This is a genomic window from uncultured Dysosmobacter sp., assembly GCF_947631165.1.
In the GTDB taxonomy this organism is placed as follows: Bacteria; Bacillota; Clostridia; order Oscillospirales; family Oscillospiraceae; genus Oscillibacter.
This window is the reverse complement of the sequence record NZ_CANRKH010000005.1, coordinates 86,227-102,378: the sequence shown is the minus strand read 5'-3', so window position 1 is coordinate 102,378 and position 16,152 is coordinate 86,227. Positions and strand designations below refer to the sequence as shown.

The window sequence follows — 16,152 nt, the reverse complement described above, 5'->3', positions numbered from 1 at the left end:
TTTAGCCGCCGGCAAGCGTGTTGCCCTTTGTCCACTGAGGGTATTTATGATTATACGCCATCCTGGGGAAAAAGGGAACCAAAATATACGGCGCGGGCATGGCCCGCGCCAAAATTCATTGGTTCCGCAGCAAAAACGCCTTAGCAGGCAGGGCGTCCGCCAGCGCCAGCAGCGTCCGGTTGAAGCCGCCGGCATAGTCGAAGGGGCGGTCGGAAACACCGCTGCCCACTGTGCGCTCCGGCAGCGACAGGGTCAACCGGCTGCCCTTGCCAAGCCGGGATTCCGCCATCAGCATCCCGCCGTGCCGCTCGGCGATGCGGCGGCACAGGGGCAGGCCCAGGCCCAGACCATGGGGCGGCGGATCCATCTGCTTGTGGAGATAGCGGTCAAACAGGGTCGGGATGCGGTCCTCCGGAATGCCCGCGCCCGTGTCCGTCACAGAGAGCAGGACCCGGCTCCCGGTGCTCTTCAGTTCTATGGTAACGGTGCCTCCGGCGGAGGTGAATTTGAAAGCGTTGGACAGCAGGTGATACACCAGCTGCTCCAGAGCTTCGGGGTCCACCGCGCACATCAGCCGCTCCCGGGCGCAGACGAACCGCACCTCCAAGTCCAGCAGCGTCGCCACGCCCGCCGCCTTTTCGCACAGCTCGCCCACCAGCTCCACCAGATCCCGGTCCTGCAGGGTCAGGGGCGTGTCGTCCACCAATCCTCCAGCGGCGGACAGGCTGTTCACCAGCCGCAGCACCTGATAATAGCTCTGATCCAGCAGCGCCGCCTTGGCGTCCAGCGCCGGGTCCCGCTCCCTGGCCTCAGCGGGGATCAGCTGTGCCGCCGCCAAGTGGAGATTGCTCAGCGCGGCCCGCAGCTGCGCCGCCACGTCAGGAAACAGGGACGCCAATCGATTTTCTTCCGGCTCCATGGGGCCTCCTTCCCGCGCCAAAAGCGCTGGCACTAGCTTTTGCGGCAGCCCCTCTGTCCAATCCAGGAAAAGCCTGCCTGTTACTTCAATAGAATAGCAAAGATCTGGCCCAAAAACAAGAATTTTGTCAAATTCTGTCGAATCCGCCCTGAAAAATTTTTCCGCTCCGACATGCGGCGGTGAGCTGCGAATGAAGGCGCATTCAGCCAAGCACAAGCCCGCTGCGGCGAAGCTGGCGGCAGTGCCGCCGGTCCATGGTCCAGTCCCTCTCCTGCGGTCTTTGCCACAGATAGAGGAAAAGGCGTTTGAGCCTTCCGCTCAAGCGCCTCTTTTCGTATAGGGACCTCTGTGCGGCTTCATCGGCCGATCTCCCGGTACAGCAGCACCGCGTCGGCCTGCTTTACCGTCTCCTGCACAGACAGCACCTCCACCGTCACGGTGCGGACACCGAACCGCAGGCAGATCTGATCCCCCACCTTCACGTCATAGGAGGCCCGCTGGGGCCTGCCGTTGACGGTGACCAGTCCATTGTCACAGGCTTCGTTGGCCACGGTCCGCCGCTTGATGAGCCGGGCGACCTTCAGGTATTTATCCAATCGCATCTGCAAACCTCCAAAGAAGGCTGCCGGCACTTCCGTACCGGCAGTCCTGTTTTTCCGCGCAGCTCCTCCCCGCGTCCCAAACCTGGGAAACAGGGAACAGGGAAGGCCCCTAACCAAAACTTGCACTCTTTTGAACAATGCTCCGATCGATCTTGCCGCTATGAACGCCGTTTTCCCGCCAACGAGGGATTTAACGTTCTATTTTCGACGATTCCATCAATGATGGGCATATCACTGCCGTTATAGTAATGATACAATATTCCATTTGCTTTCAGGTGATAAGACCTGTCTCCGATGATAAAATCGTTTTTGCCATTGGAAAGCCTAAAATTAATCGCATTTAATGTTTTGTAAGTCATATATACTTGATTCCCAAAAAGTTTTTCGGATAAAGACCACCGGACAACAGACTGGATTTTCCATAATAGCCAAATTCCCTTAGTCGCTCAAAGCAGTGTCTTGTTCCCCGCCGCGCTTCCCGCCGGTCACCTTGTCCTCTATTTCTATTGCGGAGGTCCTGGCCGACCTGTTATAACGAATGAGGGGCTTATGAAAATGAGTCTCCACCCGGTATGCAGACCGGATGCGCAGCTGCTCCCTCCCTGCTCTAACACCGGCTAGAGATTCACTTTTCGAACAAGGGTAAACCCCGAGGAAATTTTTTACAAGCTTCTAAATACCGCAGCGGCTATACTACATGCCTCAAGCGCCAATTTCAGCTAATAATACCGGACGGTTCAAAGTATGCAACAGAGGCATAGGGATAAATGACCGCTCTTTTATGACCGTCTCCTATGGCATTGAGGATCATATCCCAATCAGAGGCCCATTGAAAGCGGCTGTCTGCCAGGTGCCATCCAATGACACCCAGGTCCGGATAACTGCAAAATGCAAAATATCTCGCGATGTTTGTTGGAAGAACGGCAACGGCTTCCTCAGTTTTTTTCAGGTTCGTCTCCCCACTGCCCAAATAAATAGTGCGGCGCCGTGCCTTGTGGACTGTTTGCAGCAATAATCAACGTTCCGTTTTCTTTGGCCGAAAAGGGTATTCCATTTTTAGAGATGTCAAGCTTGGCTTCTGAAGGCTTAAAATAATTATTTGCCAAGACGATGTCCGCTTTTTCGCCCTGCGGGGTGGAATAAAAGGCCCGGATCTCTGAAAAGGCACATTCGGCTGCTTTGCAGATATTGCTGGCTACGATCCCGGTGATCTCACCGCGTCCATTGAGAAGCGCATCGATCTTTATATGGATACCCACCAGAGCAGCTGCCTCTCCCGCCGCGATTCTACCCGGGGCGTCGAGAGGCCACCGCTTTGAGGTAACTGATGAAATGTGCGGATAGTGTCCGCAGAGCAGATCCCCGGCAGAACGATTTTAGGGCCACCAGCAACTCCAACCGCACTATGAGGTGCAATTCCGCCAATAGCCACCTTATAGTCGGCACGGAGGACCTCTATATTGACCTCGATCGGGATACTGGAAGAAGAAACCCCCAAAAACGTATTGTTGTGAAACGGATTGTGACTGAATACACGATATTCCCTGACCAGCTCTTCTCCAAGCTTTCGAATATGCTCCTCGCGCCCCATGGCCCGATGCATCCCGGTAGCCGCAAGGAACCATATCCGGTCTTTGGGGACACCCGCATCTAAAAGCTCCTTGATCACAGCCTTGCCGATCTTGCGCCCACGGGAGTCGGGCGACTGATATCGTCAAATATAATTACGGCAGATCTAGCGCCGTGTGCGGAAATCAATATTGGCTGAACGAAAAGCGGGCTTCTGATTTTTTCACGAAGTTGCCCGTCATTCAGAGGCGGAGCGGTTTCCCCAGCAAAAGAGCATACCTGAACATCCCAATCATCTGGAAAGGAAATCGGGATCGACCTGGTTCCGTATAAATTGTTGGATGGAAGTTAAAAAAGCATAGCAAACACCTGCGAAAAAAGATGTTGACAGGACCGGCTTACTTGATCGTTGTGATAATTTCGGGTTTGATCGCCTTTTCAGAGAGCTCTTGCCCAATTCTGGGACGATCGGGAACGTCGAAGTAACCGTTAACAGGCTGATAGTCATACAGGCACGTGTCAATGTTATCTTGAAGCAAAGCAGCCATATGATGCTCATATATCAAGAAATTCGGGATCGCAGTTTCTACCTGAAGAGCGGCTGCTGTAGCGATCGGGCCTCCGCTGACATGCAACTGTACGGCAATATCGTACATATGCGCCATATCACAAATTTTCTTTCCTTCGGTAATGCCGCCGGTATTGCCTGGGTCAGGCTGAATGACCTGCAATGTATAAAATATATCACTCGTCCGCCCCAAACAGGGACAAATGCCCTAAAAAACCTTTTTACAATTCGGCGCAGCTTTTAGGGACCGCTCACGTTATGCCTACATTTTTACACGGCTTCTTTATGATAAGGATCTCCGTCGCGTCTCTGGCGGTCTTCCGGCTATACCAGAAATCCGTCCGCGTCAAAGCGCATCTCCTGTGGGGAGCGAAGAAGCTGGATACCTTCCTGGCCACGCAGACTGTCATAGAGGGCTTCAGAGACCTCGATCTCGCTCAGCTCAAGCGTGTTTTTGATCCGAACAACCCGTGCCTTCTTGAAATTAATGCCATTACAGGTCCGTATGGCCAGCATCAGCGCCTCCCGGTCATTTTCTGCATACATGGGGACTGCACCGGCCTGGATGACGGTGGCGGTGACGGCATTGGCCCACACAGCCTCAAAGTCAATGCTGTTCAGGCACCGGCGGGTCGTGATGTCCGCCAGGGAAATGCCGATGCCGATGTGGTGTGTTTCCTCTGTCAGTCCCCGAATGAAGAGCTTTTGCAGATTGAGGACCCCATGAATATTTCTGGAAAAGTTCCGCCCAACGACGTTTGGATCCAAGCCGGCGCCGCTGATATTTTTTCCGATCTCATCTACGATCAGGACATCAATATCGTCAAATTTGAATTTTCCCATCCGCGCTTTGGCAATCTCCAGCAGCGCGGCTTCCCGTTCCATCAAAGACCTGGCGGGGATAATCTCCAGGACGCACAGGTCATCGTAGGCGTTCTGCACCACGCCGACGCCAAAGAGGACGGGCAACTTTTTCAAAAAGACCTCCGCCACCTTCGGAAGGCGCTGGGAAAAGGTGTGCATCCCCATCATATGGAACATAGAGGCGCCTTTGTGGTTCCCCAAGCCAATGGCCATCATTTTTGCCAGGCCGCTCTCATAGCGCCCCTTGAAATCCGTGTGGGGTTTGATTTTGTTCAGAAGCACCAGCCCATCCGCCTCGGCAGCCAGGCGGTCGCAATACACGGGGGTCCCGTCATCCAGAACGCCCAGCTCCACGACCTCCATGCCCGATAGGATCGGCACGCCCATCGCTTCCTCTGTGATGCCGTAACTGTTGACGATAGCGCTCTGACCTTCCGCACAGGCGTTTCCGTGGCTTCCCATGGCCGGCACAATGAAGGGCCTGGCGCTGCGGGCCTTCAGCCACCGGATAAGCGTCAGCACGATCTCATCCAAATGGGGAATGCCCCGGCTCCCTACGGTAATGGCGATCCGCTTGCCGGCCAAACCGCTCAGGGACCCAGCCTTTTCCTCCAGCTCCCTGGCCAGGAGCCCGGCGGGTGCTTCGATATGTGAGGCGTCGAACTGCTGGCGGATCAGCGCCATGCGGGGGATGCTCACCTGTTCCATGCCCTCAGTCTTGATGGGGATTTTTGGAAAAGAAATAAAGCTCATAACCGTCAGGCCTCCTGTTTGCTCAAACTACTTGGTGTTGTTTTTTCGGGCCTCCATGGTCTTCCGCACAAAAGGCCAGCACACGATCAGAACAAGGCAAATCACCAGCACCGCAGAGATGGGACGGGTGAAAAAAAGCGAGAAGTCGTATTGTCCGGCTAGGATGCCTCTGCGGAAATTATTATCTGCCAGGGAACCCAGGATAATGCCGAGCGCCATGGGTGCTGCCGGAATATTCAGTTTCCGCATGAAGTAACCGAGGACGCCGAAAACAAACATGACCTTAATATCGAAAGTGCGCACATTGATTGCATAGGAACCCACGACAGTAAATACCACTACGATGGACATGATGATGCCAGAATTGGCCTGCAGGACCTTGGCAATAATGGGAGTAAGTGCGACACCCTCAAAGAACATGACGATATTAACCAAGAACAGGGCACCGCAGACAAAATAGACGAAATCAGGATTTTCCAGGAAAAAGGTGGGACCGGGACGGTAGCCATGGAGTTGGATGGCCCCCAGGATAATGGCGGAGACTGCGCAACCGGGGATACCAAGGGTCAGCAGGGGGATAAACACGCCGGAGGTAGCCGCATTATTGGCGGTCTCGGAGGCAATAACGCCCTCGTAGCTTCCCTTTCCAAACAGTTCTTTTTCTTTGCTGGAACGTTTTGCCGTATCATAGGAGACCCAGGAGGCAATATCCGGGCCAACGCCGGGAAGCGCACCGATTACTGTGCCGATGACACTGGAAACGAGGAAAAGGCGGAATTTATCCTTCAGCATAACGGTGCTTTCCTTTACGTCGCCTAACAGTTGGTGGAGATTTTCCTTTCTCTCGCTTCCCTGGATCAGGTGGGATTCCGGATCAGCGATTGTGCAGAATACCTCCGTCAGGCCAAAAAGGCCGATCATGGCCGGGACCAGGGCAATGCCCGCCATTAAAGTAGTATTGCCGAACGTGTAGCGCACAGCGCCATGGAGTCCATCCATGCCAATGCAGGAGATAAAGAGGCCCATCATGCCGGACATGAATCCCTTATAGGATTTTGCCCCGGCGATATTGCCGGAAATGATGATTCCAAACATAGCCAGCCAGAAATACTCCCAGCTTCCGAATTTTAGTGCAAAACGGGCAATGGCGTTCGTTGCGCAAGCCAAAAAAGCCAGGCCAATCAGGCCGCCCGCACAGGAAAACACCGTAGCCACGATGCCGGCTTTGGAGCCTTCTCCCCTCTGGGTCAGGGGGAATCCCTCCAAGGCGGTAGCTGCGGAGGACGGGGTCCCGGGAACATTCAAAAGAATGGCAGAGCGGGAGCCTCCGTAAATGCCGCCGAGATAAAGTGCAATGAGAATGGCAAGGGCATTCCGGGCCTCCATACCGTAGGTCAAAGACACCATCAGGGAAACAGCCATGGTAGCGGTCAACCCCGGCAGGGCGCCAACGATGATACCAGCAAAAGTGCCGATACAAAGATAAAGAAAAGTGTCCAGGTAAAACAGCGAGGACAGGTTGATAATATCGACTGACATAGCTGTTCCCTCCTTACTTAGGCATAGGAAGCCTGAGAATATTGTTCATGGCAAAAAATATGATACCTGTGGTCACCGCACTGGTGAGGAGGGTTTTGAGCCAGTTCAGTTTTCCGAACAGTTTCAAAGAGATCATCAGATATATGAATGTAGCAATGGCAAAGCCATAGGTGCGGTCGATCTTTGCCGCTAGGGGAATGAGGGCGAATACATACAAAAGCACCAGAAGGGTGATCAAAAACAGACGGCGGCGCTGGTCCTTTACCCCGAAAAGGAACGTTAATAGAGACGCCCTGGCGGGGGAGGAAAGCCGCTCGTGCTTCATTGTTTGGATACTGTCGATGATCCAGAGCACATTCAAAAAAATCAGAATTACACAAAGGACGAAGGGAAAAGTGCCGCCACCGGTCCAGAATGTTCCAGATGATGGATAGGTAATGCCAAAGGACATGTACAGCATGATGGACCACAGGATAATAGACAAAGCTGCTACAACAAGTTCAAAAATCAACATACTTTCCTCCATAATGTAGGGTGGTCATTTGGAAAGAGAGGGAGGGACGGGCCTGCGGGGCTTGCCCCACAGGCCCAAATGACAGGTCATGATTTGGGAAAGGACAGTTGTATAAGCCCGTGATAAAGCTAAGATCAGTAATGCTCGATGCCGATATCGGCGGGATTCCGCTCCGCAATACCCAGATCGTACAGCAAAGAAGCGTTCAGGGACTCGCGCATTTTTACATAGTCCTCAGCCTCGTCGCCAATATAGCCGAGAGGAACAAAGTTGCTGGTTTTCATATACTCCTGGAATTCAGCATCATTCCAGGCAAAGTCAAATGCCTCACGCAGATTTGCAGTGATATCGTCAGGGACCTCTTTGGAAACAGCCATGCCGATAAAGCCGCCATAGGGCATAAACTCAGCCAACTCCGGACAATTTTTGACGATGGAGGGAATCTTGCCGTAGCCCTCGATTTCCACATCCTCCGCAGTCAAGCAGCCAAGGGCACGTAGCTCGCCGCCCTGCAGCAACTCTACGACCTCAGGAATACCGCAGGAACCCACATCGACCTCGCCCTTCATAGCGGCGATCGCGGCGTTCTTGCCGCTGCCTTCGGAGATGTATTCGGGAGAAACGCCGCCGACAGAATCTACGAAGAGCGCATAAGTCAGGGTCCATGCATCACCGCCGCCGCAGGTGCCGACAGTGATCTTCTTTTCCTTGATGTCCTCAATCAGATCCTCCAGTGTCTGATAGGGAGAGTCAGGCTTTACCACAAAGACGCCGGGAACGGCGACCGCCATACCGACATAGGAAAAATCGCGGTAGGTGATATCAGACTGGTTCATGCTCCAAATGTTGGCAATCTCAGTGGCCTGTTCAATCACAGTATAGCCGTCAGGATCAGAGTCCAAAAGGAACTGGTTTCCAACGGCGGTAGAGCCGCCAGACATGTTTTGGACCGCCATATCAACGCCCAGATATTCTTCCATTTTAGGCTGCATCGCTCTGGCAATCAGGTCTGTCGCTCCGCCGGCGTCAAAGGGAACGACCACAGTGATCGTACGCTCCGGCCAGTCGCTTTTCTCCTCAGTGTTGGAGGCTGGGGAATCCGGAGCGGTATTATCAGGAGCAGTGGCTTTCTGTCCGCAGGCTGCCAGCGGCAGGATAAATGCGAAAGTCAAGAGCAAGGACAAAATCTTTTGCATTCGTTTCATGAGAATCCTCCTTTTTTTATGTTACTGACCTGCCAAATTTCCCTGGGTCGCTCAATATTCAAGATAACTCTTGGGTAACCCCTCGATCATATCCGTAGTCAGAGAATACGGGGCAATCGGATAGCGCAAGCCATTCTTATGCAGCTGCTCAACACCGTTGATGGCCCGCTCCAAGTCGCCGGCCTTCATGGAGATCACCAGTTCATCATCCTTCAGTCCGCCGAACTTGCGGTCAGCGAAGCTGGGGATGGAAAGCTTGGGCTTTCCGGTCAGCATCGTACTGATCCAGGAATCCGAGCAGGTGGACTCACCGACGAAGGTGAACTCCAGCTTCTCATAACCGTAGTACTGCCAACCCGCCAGCAGCATGAATGCCTGTGCCGAATCCGCATAGATGATGCACACATCGGGCTCCTGTAACCGCCCGCTGACCAAGGGGCTCGCTACAAAACCGGCGTATTTAGCGGGAAGGCAATTCAACGCATCATGGTGCGCTTCCGCATCGCAAAGCTCGTCGTAATAGACCTTGTCGAAAATCTTGCCGGAATGCCACTTCTCATCCCGGTTGAACATGCCATGAATACCCCTGCAGTAGTTGATATGGATAGTCTCCGCCAAACACGCCACCGTCCAGTTAAACTGGATAGCCTGGGAAATCGTCGTGCACGGCGCGATATGCTTGGTCGGGATACGTACCTTGGGGATCTTCTGGATATCCTCCTTCGTCTCAAAATACTTCACACCGACCGGTGTCTGTTTGATGCGCAGATAATGAATCAGCCGGTCAACAATATCTTTCCAATTATAGGCAGCGCCGGTGTCGGATTCCTTCAAAGCGGTCATAGCCACATTACCTCCTTTGCTCACGGTTTCATAGCCTCTTCCAGCTTCAAAAACTCCTTATATTTGCGCCGGACATCCTTTTCAGCCTTGTCAAAAAGCTCCTGGGCGATCTCCGGGAACCGTTTCTCCAAAGCCGCAAATCTGGATTCCCCTCTCAAAAACGCCTTGTAGTCTCCCTTGGGCTCCTTGGAATCGATGGTCAGCGGGTGCTCCTCATTCAAGGGATTATAGCGGTAAAGGGTCCAGAAGCCAGTCTCGACAGCTTTTTTCATCTCATCCTGAACACAACTCATGCCGGCCCGAATGCCATGGGAAATGCAGGGGGTGTATGCGATGACGATGGAAGGCCCGGGATAGGCCACGGCTTCCGTCACCGCCTTGACCAGTTGGTTAGGATCAGCGCCCATAGCCACCTGCGCCACATACACGTCCCCATAAGTCATCATCTGCCGGCCAAGATCCTTGCGCTGTGTGCGTTTGCCCGCCGCCTGGAACTTGGCGGAGGCGCCCAGCGGGGTCGCCTTGGAGGCTTGTCCGCCGGTATTGGAATAGACCTGTGTATCCACCACGAAGATATTGACGTCTTCGCCGGAGGCGATCACATGATCCAATCCGCCGAAACCAATGTCATATGCCCATCCGTCGCCGCCGAACATCCACAGCACCTTCTTGGTAAAGTGGTCCCTGTGCCGGAGCATGTCCTCTGCCAACTCCTTGGCCCGGCCTGAGAGCTCCGCACGGATCAAGGCGTCTTCCATCCGCTTGCTGGGCGCATCGCAGCCCCGCAGCTCGTCAAAGTGATCCAGCCAATCCTGGATGCAGGCCGCCAGTTCCCCTGCCGCCAGGGTCTTCAGTTCGACCGCCTGAAGCCGGACCTCCTCCCGGCGCTGCCGGACGCCGATCGCCATTCCCAAGCCGCACTCTGCCTGGTTCTCAAACAGGGAACAGACATAGCTGGGGCCTTTCCCCTCCTTGTTGGTTGTATAGGGGAAGGAGGGCATCGCTGCCGCCCAGGCCATTGAACAGCCAATGGCGTTGACCCAGTACGCCTTATCACCATAGAGCTGGGTAATGAGCTTCGCGTAAGGCGTCTGCCCGCAGCCTGCGCATGCGCCGGAGAACTCCACCAGCGGCAGGCGGAACTGGCTTCCCTTGACCGTATCCGGTTTGAAAACGTCGCCCTTATCTGAGACCGTGAGCGCATACTGCCAGTCATCGGTTTTTTCCAGCAACTCTGCCGCCGGCACCAACGCAAGGGCCCTTTCCTTAGCGGGGCAGGAGGCTGCGCAGCTGCCGCAACCGGTGCAATCCATCGTGCTGACCTGGAGGCTGAACTTATAATCCTTGGTCCCATTGGCAGGAACCAGCTTGAAGCTCTCAGGCGCTTGGGCGCTCTCCTCCTCATCGAGTAGGAAGGGGCGGATAGCGGCGTGCGGGCAAACATATGCGCAGCGATTGCACTGGATGCACTTTGCAGGGTCCCACACGGGAAGGCTCGTGGCAATTCCCCGCTTCTCATAAACAGAAGTGCCCATGGTGAAGGTGCCGCCCTCATGTCCCACAAACGTGCTGACCGGCAAATCATCGCCGCGCTGGGCATTGATCGGCATGACGATATCCCGGATCATCGGGGGCAGGGACTCCAGGTTCTTTTCAGGCTCCTGCGCATCCCTCCAGTACGCAGGGATCTCCACCCGGACGGGGCTGTTGATGCCGGCGTCTACAGCGGCCAGGTTCATATTCACGACCTTTTCGCCCTTTTTGGCAAAGGTCTTCTTGGCGGCGTCCTTCATATACCTCACGGCATCCTCCACAGGAATGACCTTCGCAAGGTTAAAGAAGGCCGCCTGCAGGATCATATTGGCCTTATCTCCCAGTCCTAATTCATGGGCGATGCTGTTGGCGTCCACAGTGTAAAACTGAATATCGTTTTCCGCTATATAACGCTTCATCTTGGCAGGGATCCGTTTTTCTAGCTCTTCGCCGGACCAGGCAGTATTCAGCAGAAAGGTCCCGCCGGGCTTCAGTTCGTGGATCATATCATATTTATCCAAATAGGACTGATTGTGGCAGGCGATGAAATCCGCGTTCCGCTTGACCAGATAAGTGGAGCGGATAGGCGTATGGCTGAAGCGCAGGTGGGATTTTGTGATGCCGAAGGATTTCTTCGTGTCGTACTCAAAGTACGCCTGCGTATACATGTCGGTGTGATCGCCGATAATCTTTGCGGAGTTTTTATTGGCCCCAACAGTGCCGTCGCCGCCCAAGCCCCAGAACTTGCAGGAGATGGTGCTTTCGGGGTCAGTCTTGAGCGGAGTGCTGGAGTCCAGGGACAGATGGGAAACGTCATCCACAATGCCAATGGTGAAATGCGGCTTTGGGTTTTTGGCCTTCATATTATCATAGACGGCCTTGATCTGTGCAGGGTCGACATCCTTTGAACTCAGCCCATACCGACCGCCGTAAATGGTGGGCACATTCTCCTGGTTCGCAAAGGCGCCCACGACGTCCAAATAAACGGCTTCACCCAACGCGCCCGGCTCTCTGGACCTGTCCAGAACAGAGATTTTTTTCACAGTGTCCGGCAGCGATCTCAAGAAGTACTCTGCGGAGAAGGGACGGTACAGGTGAATTTGGAGGTATCCCACTTTTTCGCCTCTGTTGACCAGATAGTCCACTACCTCTCTGGCAGCCTCGCTGACAGAACCCATGGCCACAATCACCCGCTCGGCATCAGGTACGCCATAGTAATCGAATAGATGGTGCTCCCTGCCAGTGATCTTTGAGATCTCCTGCAGATATCCTTCAACGATATCCGGCAGGGCGGCATACTGCGGATTGTTGGCCTCAGCATTTTGGAAGTATACGTCAGGCCCCTGCACGGTGGTGCGGATAACTGGGTGATCCGGGTTCATCGCCATGGCGCGCCACGCCTCCAGGGCGTCCCGGTCCAGCAATTTAGTCACGGCCTCCAGGTCGATGACCTCAATCTTCTGGATCTCATGGGACGTGCGGAAGCCATCAAAGAAATGGATGAAGGGGATATCGGTCTTGATGGCGGCCAAATGCGCCACTGCGGCCAGGTCCATGACCTCTTGTACGCTGCCGGTGGAGAACATGCCGACGCCTGTTGCGCGGCAGTCCATAACATCCTGATGATCGCCGAAAATCGAGTTGGCATGGGTGCCGACGGAACGGGCAGCCACATGGAGGACGCCCGGATGCCTGTGTCCGGAAATAATATGCAGACAGGGGATCATCAGCATTAGGCCCTGGGAGGACGTGAATGTAGTGGCGAGTGCGCCAGACTCCAGCGCTCCATGTACCGCGCCGATGGCGCCCGCTTCGGACTGCATTTCCACTAGCGTCACCGGCTGACCGAACATGTTCTTCCGTCCACTGGCCGCCCATTCATCTGTCAACTCCGCCATGGGAGAGGATGGCGTGATCGGATAGATGCCTGCCACCTCCGTGAACTGGTAGGCAACCGTAGCGCAGGCTTCGTTGCCGTCCATGGTCTTCATTTTTGTTCTCTTGTCCATTCGAAACGCTCCTTATATCACACTCTGTTCTTTTTTGCTTCTTCATAATTGACACAGCGGGTAGGCTCCTGTCCGGTCAGCACCAGAGCCACCTGCTGCGCCGCCACTCCCTGAACGGATTTCATGGCGTCGGTCGTGTACCAGGCAGCATGCGGTGTAAGGATCACATTATCCAGCTTGCAGAAGGGATGCTCCTTGGGCAGTGGTTCCTGCTCAAATGTATCCAGGCCCGCCCCGGCGATCCTCCTGCTCTGCAGTGCGTCGATCAGCGCGTTCTCGTTGACGATACCGCCTCTGGAGCAGTTGATCAAAAACGCCGTGGGCTTCATCAGCGTGATCTCCGCCGCGCCGATCAGGTTCCGTGTGGTCGGAAGCAGGGAAACGTTGATGGATACAAAATCGGCCTCCCTCATCAATGTCTCGAGCTCTACTTTTTTTGCATGACCGGAGGCGATCTGCGCCTCTGTAAGGAAGGGGTCGTAAGCGATGACGTTCATTCCAAAGCCCTTGCTCAGTCTTTCCGCAGCCTGCCGTGCGATCCTGCCATAGCCCACGAAGCCGACCGTCTGATTGCAGGGGCGCTGAGGCTTCATCCACTCATAGGGGATATCATATTTCCCCGCACGCATACGGTCTGTAAACTGTACCAGTTGCCGGTTGAGCGCCATCACCATAGTGGCGATATGATCCGCCACTTCGCATTTGTTGTAATCCGGGCTGTTGCACAGGTAAATGCCCCGCCGGGACAGCGCGTCAACATCGATCTTGTCTAATCCGATGCCGTAAGTCGCTACGACTTTGCATTTTTTTAAGTTGTTGACAACCTCCTCTGTTAAATAGTTGTACTGGTTCAGTACCGCGTCAGCGTCAGCACAGGCCGCGATGACCTCTTCCTTGCACGTGCAGTGAGCGTCCACGAGTTCCAGCTCCGGAACACACGACAGCGCCTGCTTCTCCTGCTCAATGTCCGGAAAAACGTGGTCACAAATAACAACTTTCATAATAACTTCCAACTCCTTTCTCTTGAACCAGTTGTCAAAAATCACGCAAATCAGCATTTATCTAATCTTTTTGTTGCATTGAAATGTAAAATGTTATATAAATGTCATATAGTAAAATTTTTGAAATTTATAAAAAGTCATCCATATTGACTCATTAAATCACGGTTATATTGGTATTTACTCATAATCATCATATCTTTTATATAATTCATCATACCATATATTTGCACTATTTCAATAATTATTTTTTAAAAAACGCTTTTTTTCTGTTTATAACAGATGTTTGCCTTGTTTTTTGGTAAAATTGCAGCCTAATTTTCCCTTTACGAATTCATCAAATCATCGTATGATTATAATAAGTAGAGAGAGGAGCACCCAATTATGAATCCTTCGCGCACTGCTTCCCGCGTCGATTTGGCTTCGGCTCAAATCATCAACCTGATCCAAGAGAAAAATTTGCAGCCGGGTGACCGACTCCCCAATGAGCAGGAATTATCCACTCTGTTAAACATCGGAAGAGGCACATTGCGAGAGGCGGTCAAGCAACTGGTCACGCGCAATATCTTGGTGGTCCGGCAGGGTTCCGGAACCTATGTGTGTGAACACATGGGTGTACCGGAAGACCCCCTCGGCCTCACCTTCATCAAAAAGGGCCCCGAATTGGCCATCAGCTTAGTGGAATTGCGTTTGATGATCGAGCCCGAAATGGCGGCTCTGGCCGCTGAACGTATTACCTCCGAGCAAAAAAAAGAGCTCACCATCCGCTGCAACAGTCTGGAGCAGCTTCTCAATGCAGGCGAGAATTACATAAACGCCGACGCCCTGTTCCACTGTTATATTGCGGAATGCTGCGGCAACAAAGTCCTCCAAAACCTGATGCCGACCATTATCACAGCGGTCAGCCTCTCTATCAGGGAATCAGGCGACGGTTTCCGCGCCCGTTCTGCGTATGAACACCACTGTATCTTGGAGGCCATTTGCAGAAACGACTCTCTTGGTGCCCGTTATTCCATGATTACGCACCTGAATGTGACCAGGGATTACTTTGCACAGCAGGAATACCTTTCCCGTGTGGTCTGGAATGGTAAATAGCGTTTCCAGTCATTGTCCGTCATCAGAAAAGAGGTTTTTATGTGTAACGCAAATCCTCATCCCAAATGGGCAGCTTTCGTAAACGGGGTGACAAATAGTCCATTCAAGCTGTTTTTCATCATTATTCCGCTGATACTTTTTGCAATCTGGGGGTCCGCCCAAAAATATGAGGGAAACAAGATCAATTGGGAGATCACAGGGAAGTTCTTCGAAAAAAGCGCTTCCATAGAAACCTTAAAATCATATTACATTGTCATTGAAGCTCCAATGAATGTGCCTAACGAGTGCGTCAATGTCAAGATTCCTTTCAAAGAGTGGGACATGCTTCAAATTGGAGAATTTTATCCGTATCCAAGCGAGATCATCACGAATTGGGAGTATTACTTCGAGGGAAAGCGCCCATCCAAACAACGGTAGGTCTATTTGCCGCAAATACCCTCATTGAAATAAGTCCGGGGCCTGCCGGTCTGGAATGCTTCCAGGCCGGCAGGCCCCGGACTTATCCCGTTTTGCAGCAGCAGTAAGCCCTGCTGTCAGAGTCTGGAGCCGGTCTTTGCCGCTCATCATAGGATCTGTTTATACATAGTCTGCGTGTCTGCTCTTCCCACATGCTCCGCCACGGTCAGAACCTCTACCTTAACAGTCCTCACGCCAAAGTGAAGCTCCAAAATATCTCCTACCTTTACATCATAAGAGGCCCGCCGGGGCTCACCATTGACAGCAATAAGCCCGTTATCGCAGGCATCGTTGGCTACAGTACGGCGCTTGATAAGCCTAGAAACCTTGAGCCATTTATCCAACCGCATAAAATAATCTCCTTTTTTGAACCCGTATTCATAACTGTGGGACGCTGGATGGGCGAGGGATTTTTCCGCCAGTCGAAGCAAATCTTTAAAGACTGCTGTCGCATGGCAAAAAATTTAACGAAGAACAGGGACAAAAAGCCGCGCTGACAGTGTTCAACAGTTGTGAATACAGGTCCTTAAAATATTTCATCCATACTTTCTCATAGCAGCCTGTTTGACTCCCGCCAGCAGACCACTGGTTCAGAAAGTAGCACAAGGGGCCTTGGCCCTATTGTAAAGAAGTCGGCAGAAAAATCCACTTTATTGAAACAAAGAAGCTGTAGCATCTCAACAGG

Annotated in this window: 15 protein-coding genes and 1 pseudogene; 2 read left to right on the top strand and 14 right to left on the bottom strand. The window is 53.1% G+C overall.

Annotated features, from left to right (window positions below; translation table 11 throughout):
- Positions 1-115: 115 nt before the first annotated feature.
- The 13 genes and pseudogenes from Q0Z69_RS04310 to Q0Z69_RS04260 form a co-directional block, all read right to left on the bottom strand.
- Complete coding sequence (locus tag Q0Z69_RS04310; RefSeq protein WP_298030021.1) at positions 116-919, bottom strand: sensor histidine kinase KdpD; 804 nt, start codon at positions 917-919, stop codon at positions 116-118.
- 356 nt (positions 920-1,275) lie between these two features.
- Positions 1,276-1,521, bottom strand: a complete 246-nt coding sequence (locus Q0Z69_RS04305; RefSeq protein ID WP_298030020.1) for an RNA-binding S4 domain-containing protein — start codon at positions 1,519-1,521, stop codon at positions 1,276-1,278.
- 935 nt (positions 1,522-2,456) lie between these two features.
- Positions 2,457-2,780, bottom strand: coding sequence for a hypothetical protein (locus Q0Z69_RS04300; protein WP_298030019.1), 324 nt, complete (start codon positions 2,778-2,780; stop codon positions 2,457-2,459).
- Positions 2,765-3,202: a lactate racemase domain-containing protein gene (locus Q0Z69_RS16855; protein WP_367272230.1), complete on the bottom strand. Its 438-nt coding sequence runs from the start codon at positions 3,200-3,202 to the stop codon at positions 2,765-2,767. Before Q0Z69_RS16855 ends, Q0Z69_RS04300 begins: the two co-directional genes overlap by 16 nt.
- Positions 3,187-3,408 (bottom strand): annotated as a pseudogene (locus Q0Z69_RS16850) (hypothetical protein); the annotation flags it as partial. The gene Q0Z69_RS16855 and the pseudogene Q0Z69_RS16850, both read right to left, overlap by 16 nt.
- An 80-nt stretch (positions 3,409-3,488) precedes the next feature.
- Complete coding sequence (locus Q0Z69_RS04295; protein ID WP_367272228.1) at positions 3,489-3,851, bottom strand: enolase C-terminal domain-like protein; 363 nt, start codon at positions 3,849-3,851, stop codon at positions 3,489-3,491.
- A 131-nt stretch (positions 3,852-3,982) separates the two neighbouring features.
- The gene (locus Q0Z69_RS04290; protein WP_298030017.1) at positions 3,983-5,275 is read right to left on the bottom strand and encodes a lactate racemase domain-containing protein; all 1,293 of its coding nucleotides are present in this window, start codon (positions 5,273-5,275) and stop codon (positions 3,983-3,985) included.
- Positions 5,276-5,302: 27 nt separating this feature from the next.
- A complete protein-coding gene (locus Q0Z69_RS04285; protein WP_298030016.1) occupies positions 5,303-6,814 on the bottom strand; it encodes a tripartite tricarboxylate transporter permease in 1,512 nt (503 codons plus the stop codon).
- A 13-nt stretch (positions 6,815-6,827) separates the two neighbouring features.
- Positions 6,828-7,328 carry a tripartite tricarboxylate transporter TctB family protein gene (locus tag Q0Z69_RS04280; RefSeq protein ID WP_298030014.1) on the bottom strand — a complete coding sequence of 167 codons (501 nt, stop codon included), beginning with the start codon at positions 7,326-7,328 and terminating at the stop codon, positions 6,828-6,830.
- A gap of 134 nt (positions 7,329-7,462) precedes the next feature.
- Entirely contained in the window at positions 7,463-8,533 is a 1,071-nt protein-coding gene (locus tag Q0Z69_RS04275; protein WP_298030013.1) for a tripartite tricarboxylate transporter substrate binding protein, read from the bottom strand.
- A 51-nt stretch (positions 8,534-8,584) separates the two neighbouring features.
- Positions 8,585-9,400: a DUF169 domain-containing protein gene (locus tag Q0Z69_RS04270; protein ID WP_298030011.1), complete on the bottom strand. Its 816-nt coding sequence runs from the start codon at positions 9,398-9,400 to the stop codon at positions 8,585-8,587.
- A complete protein-coding gene (gene nifJ, locus Q0Z69_RS04265) occupies positions 9,397-12,918 on the bottom strand; it encodes a pyruvate:ferredoxin (flavodoxin) oxidoreductase (RefSeq protein ID WP_298030009.1) in 3,522 nt (1,173 codons plus the stop codon). The genes Q0Z69_RS04270 and nifJ overlap by 4 nt, the downstream gene beginning before the upstream one ends.
- Positions 12,919-12,935: 17 nt before the next feature.
- Positions 12,936-13,919 (bottom strand): C-terminal binding protein, encoded by a 984-nt coding sequence (locus Q0Z69_RS04260; protein WP_298030008.1) that lies wholly within the window; start codon positions 13,917-13,919, stop codon positions 12,936-12,938.
- Between the two features lie 381 nt (positions 13,920-14,300).
- Here Q0Z69_RS04260 and Q0Z69_RS04255 point away from each other — a divergent pair, with 381 nt between their 5' ends.
- Both Q0Z69_RS04255 and Q0Z69_RS04250 read left to right on the top strand, forming a co-directional pair.
- A complete protein-coding gene (locus Q0Z69_RS04255; protein ID WP_298030007.1) occupies positions 14,301-15,011 on the top strand; it encodes a FadR/GntR family transcriptional regulator in 711 nt (236 codons plus the stop codon).
- A 39-nt stretch (positions 15,012-15,050) separates the two neighbouring features.
- Complete coding sequence (locus tag Q0Z69_RS04250; RefSeq protein WP_298030005.1) at positions 15,051-15,428, top strand: hypothetical protein; 378 nt, start codon at positions 15,051-15,053, stop codon at positions 15,426-15,428.
- 146 nt (positions 15,429-15,574) lie between these two features.
- Here the strand turns inward: Q0Z69_RS04250 and Q0Z69_RS04245 are convergent, their stop codons facing one another.
- Positions 15,575-15,817 (bottom strand): RNA-binding S4 domain-containing protein, encoded by a 243-nt coding sequence (locus Q0Z69_RS04245; RefSeq protein WP_298030003.1) that lies wholly within the window; start codon positions 15,815-15,817, stop codon positions 15,575-15,577.
- Positions 15,818-16,152: the final 335 nt, after the last annotated feature.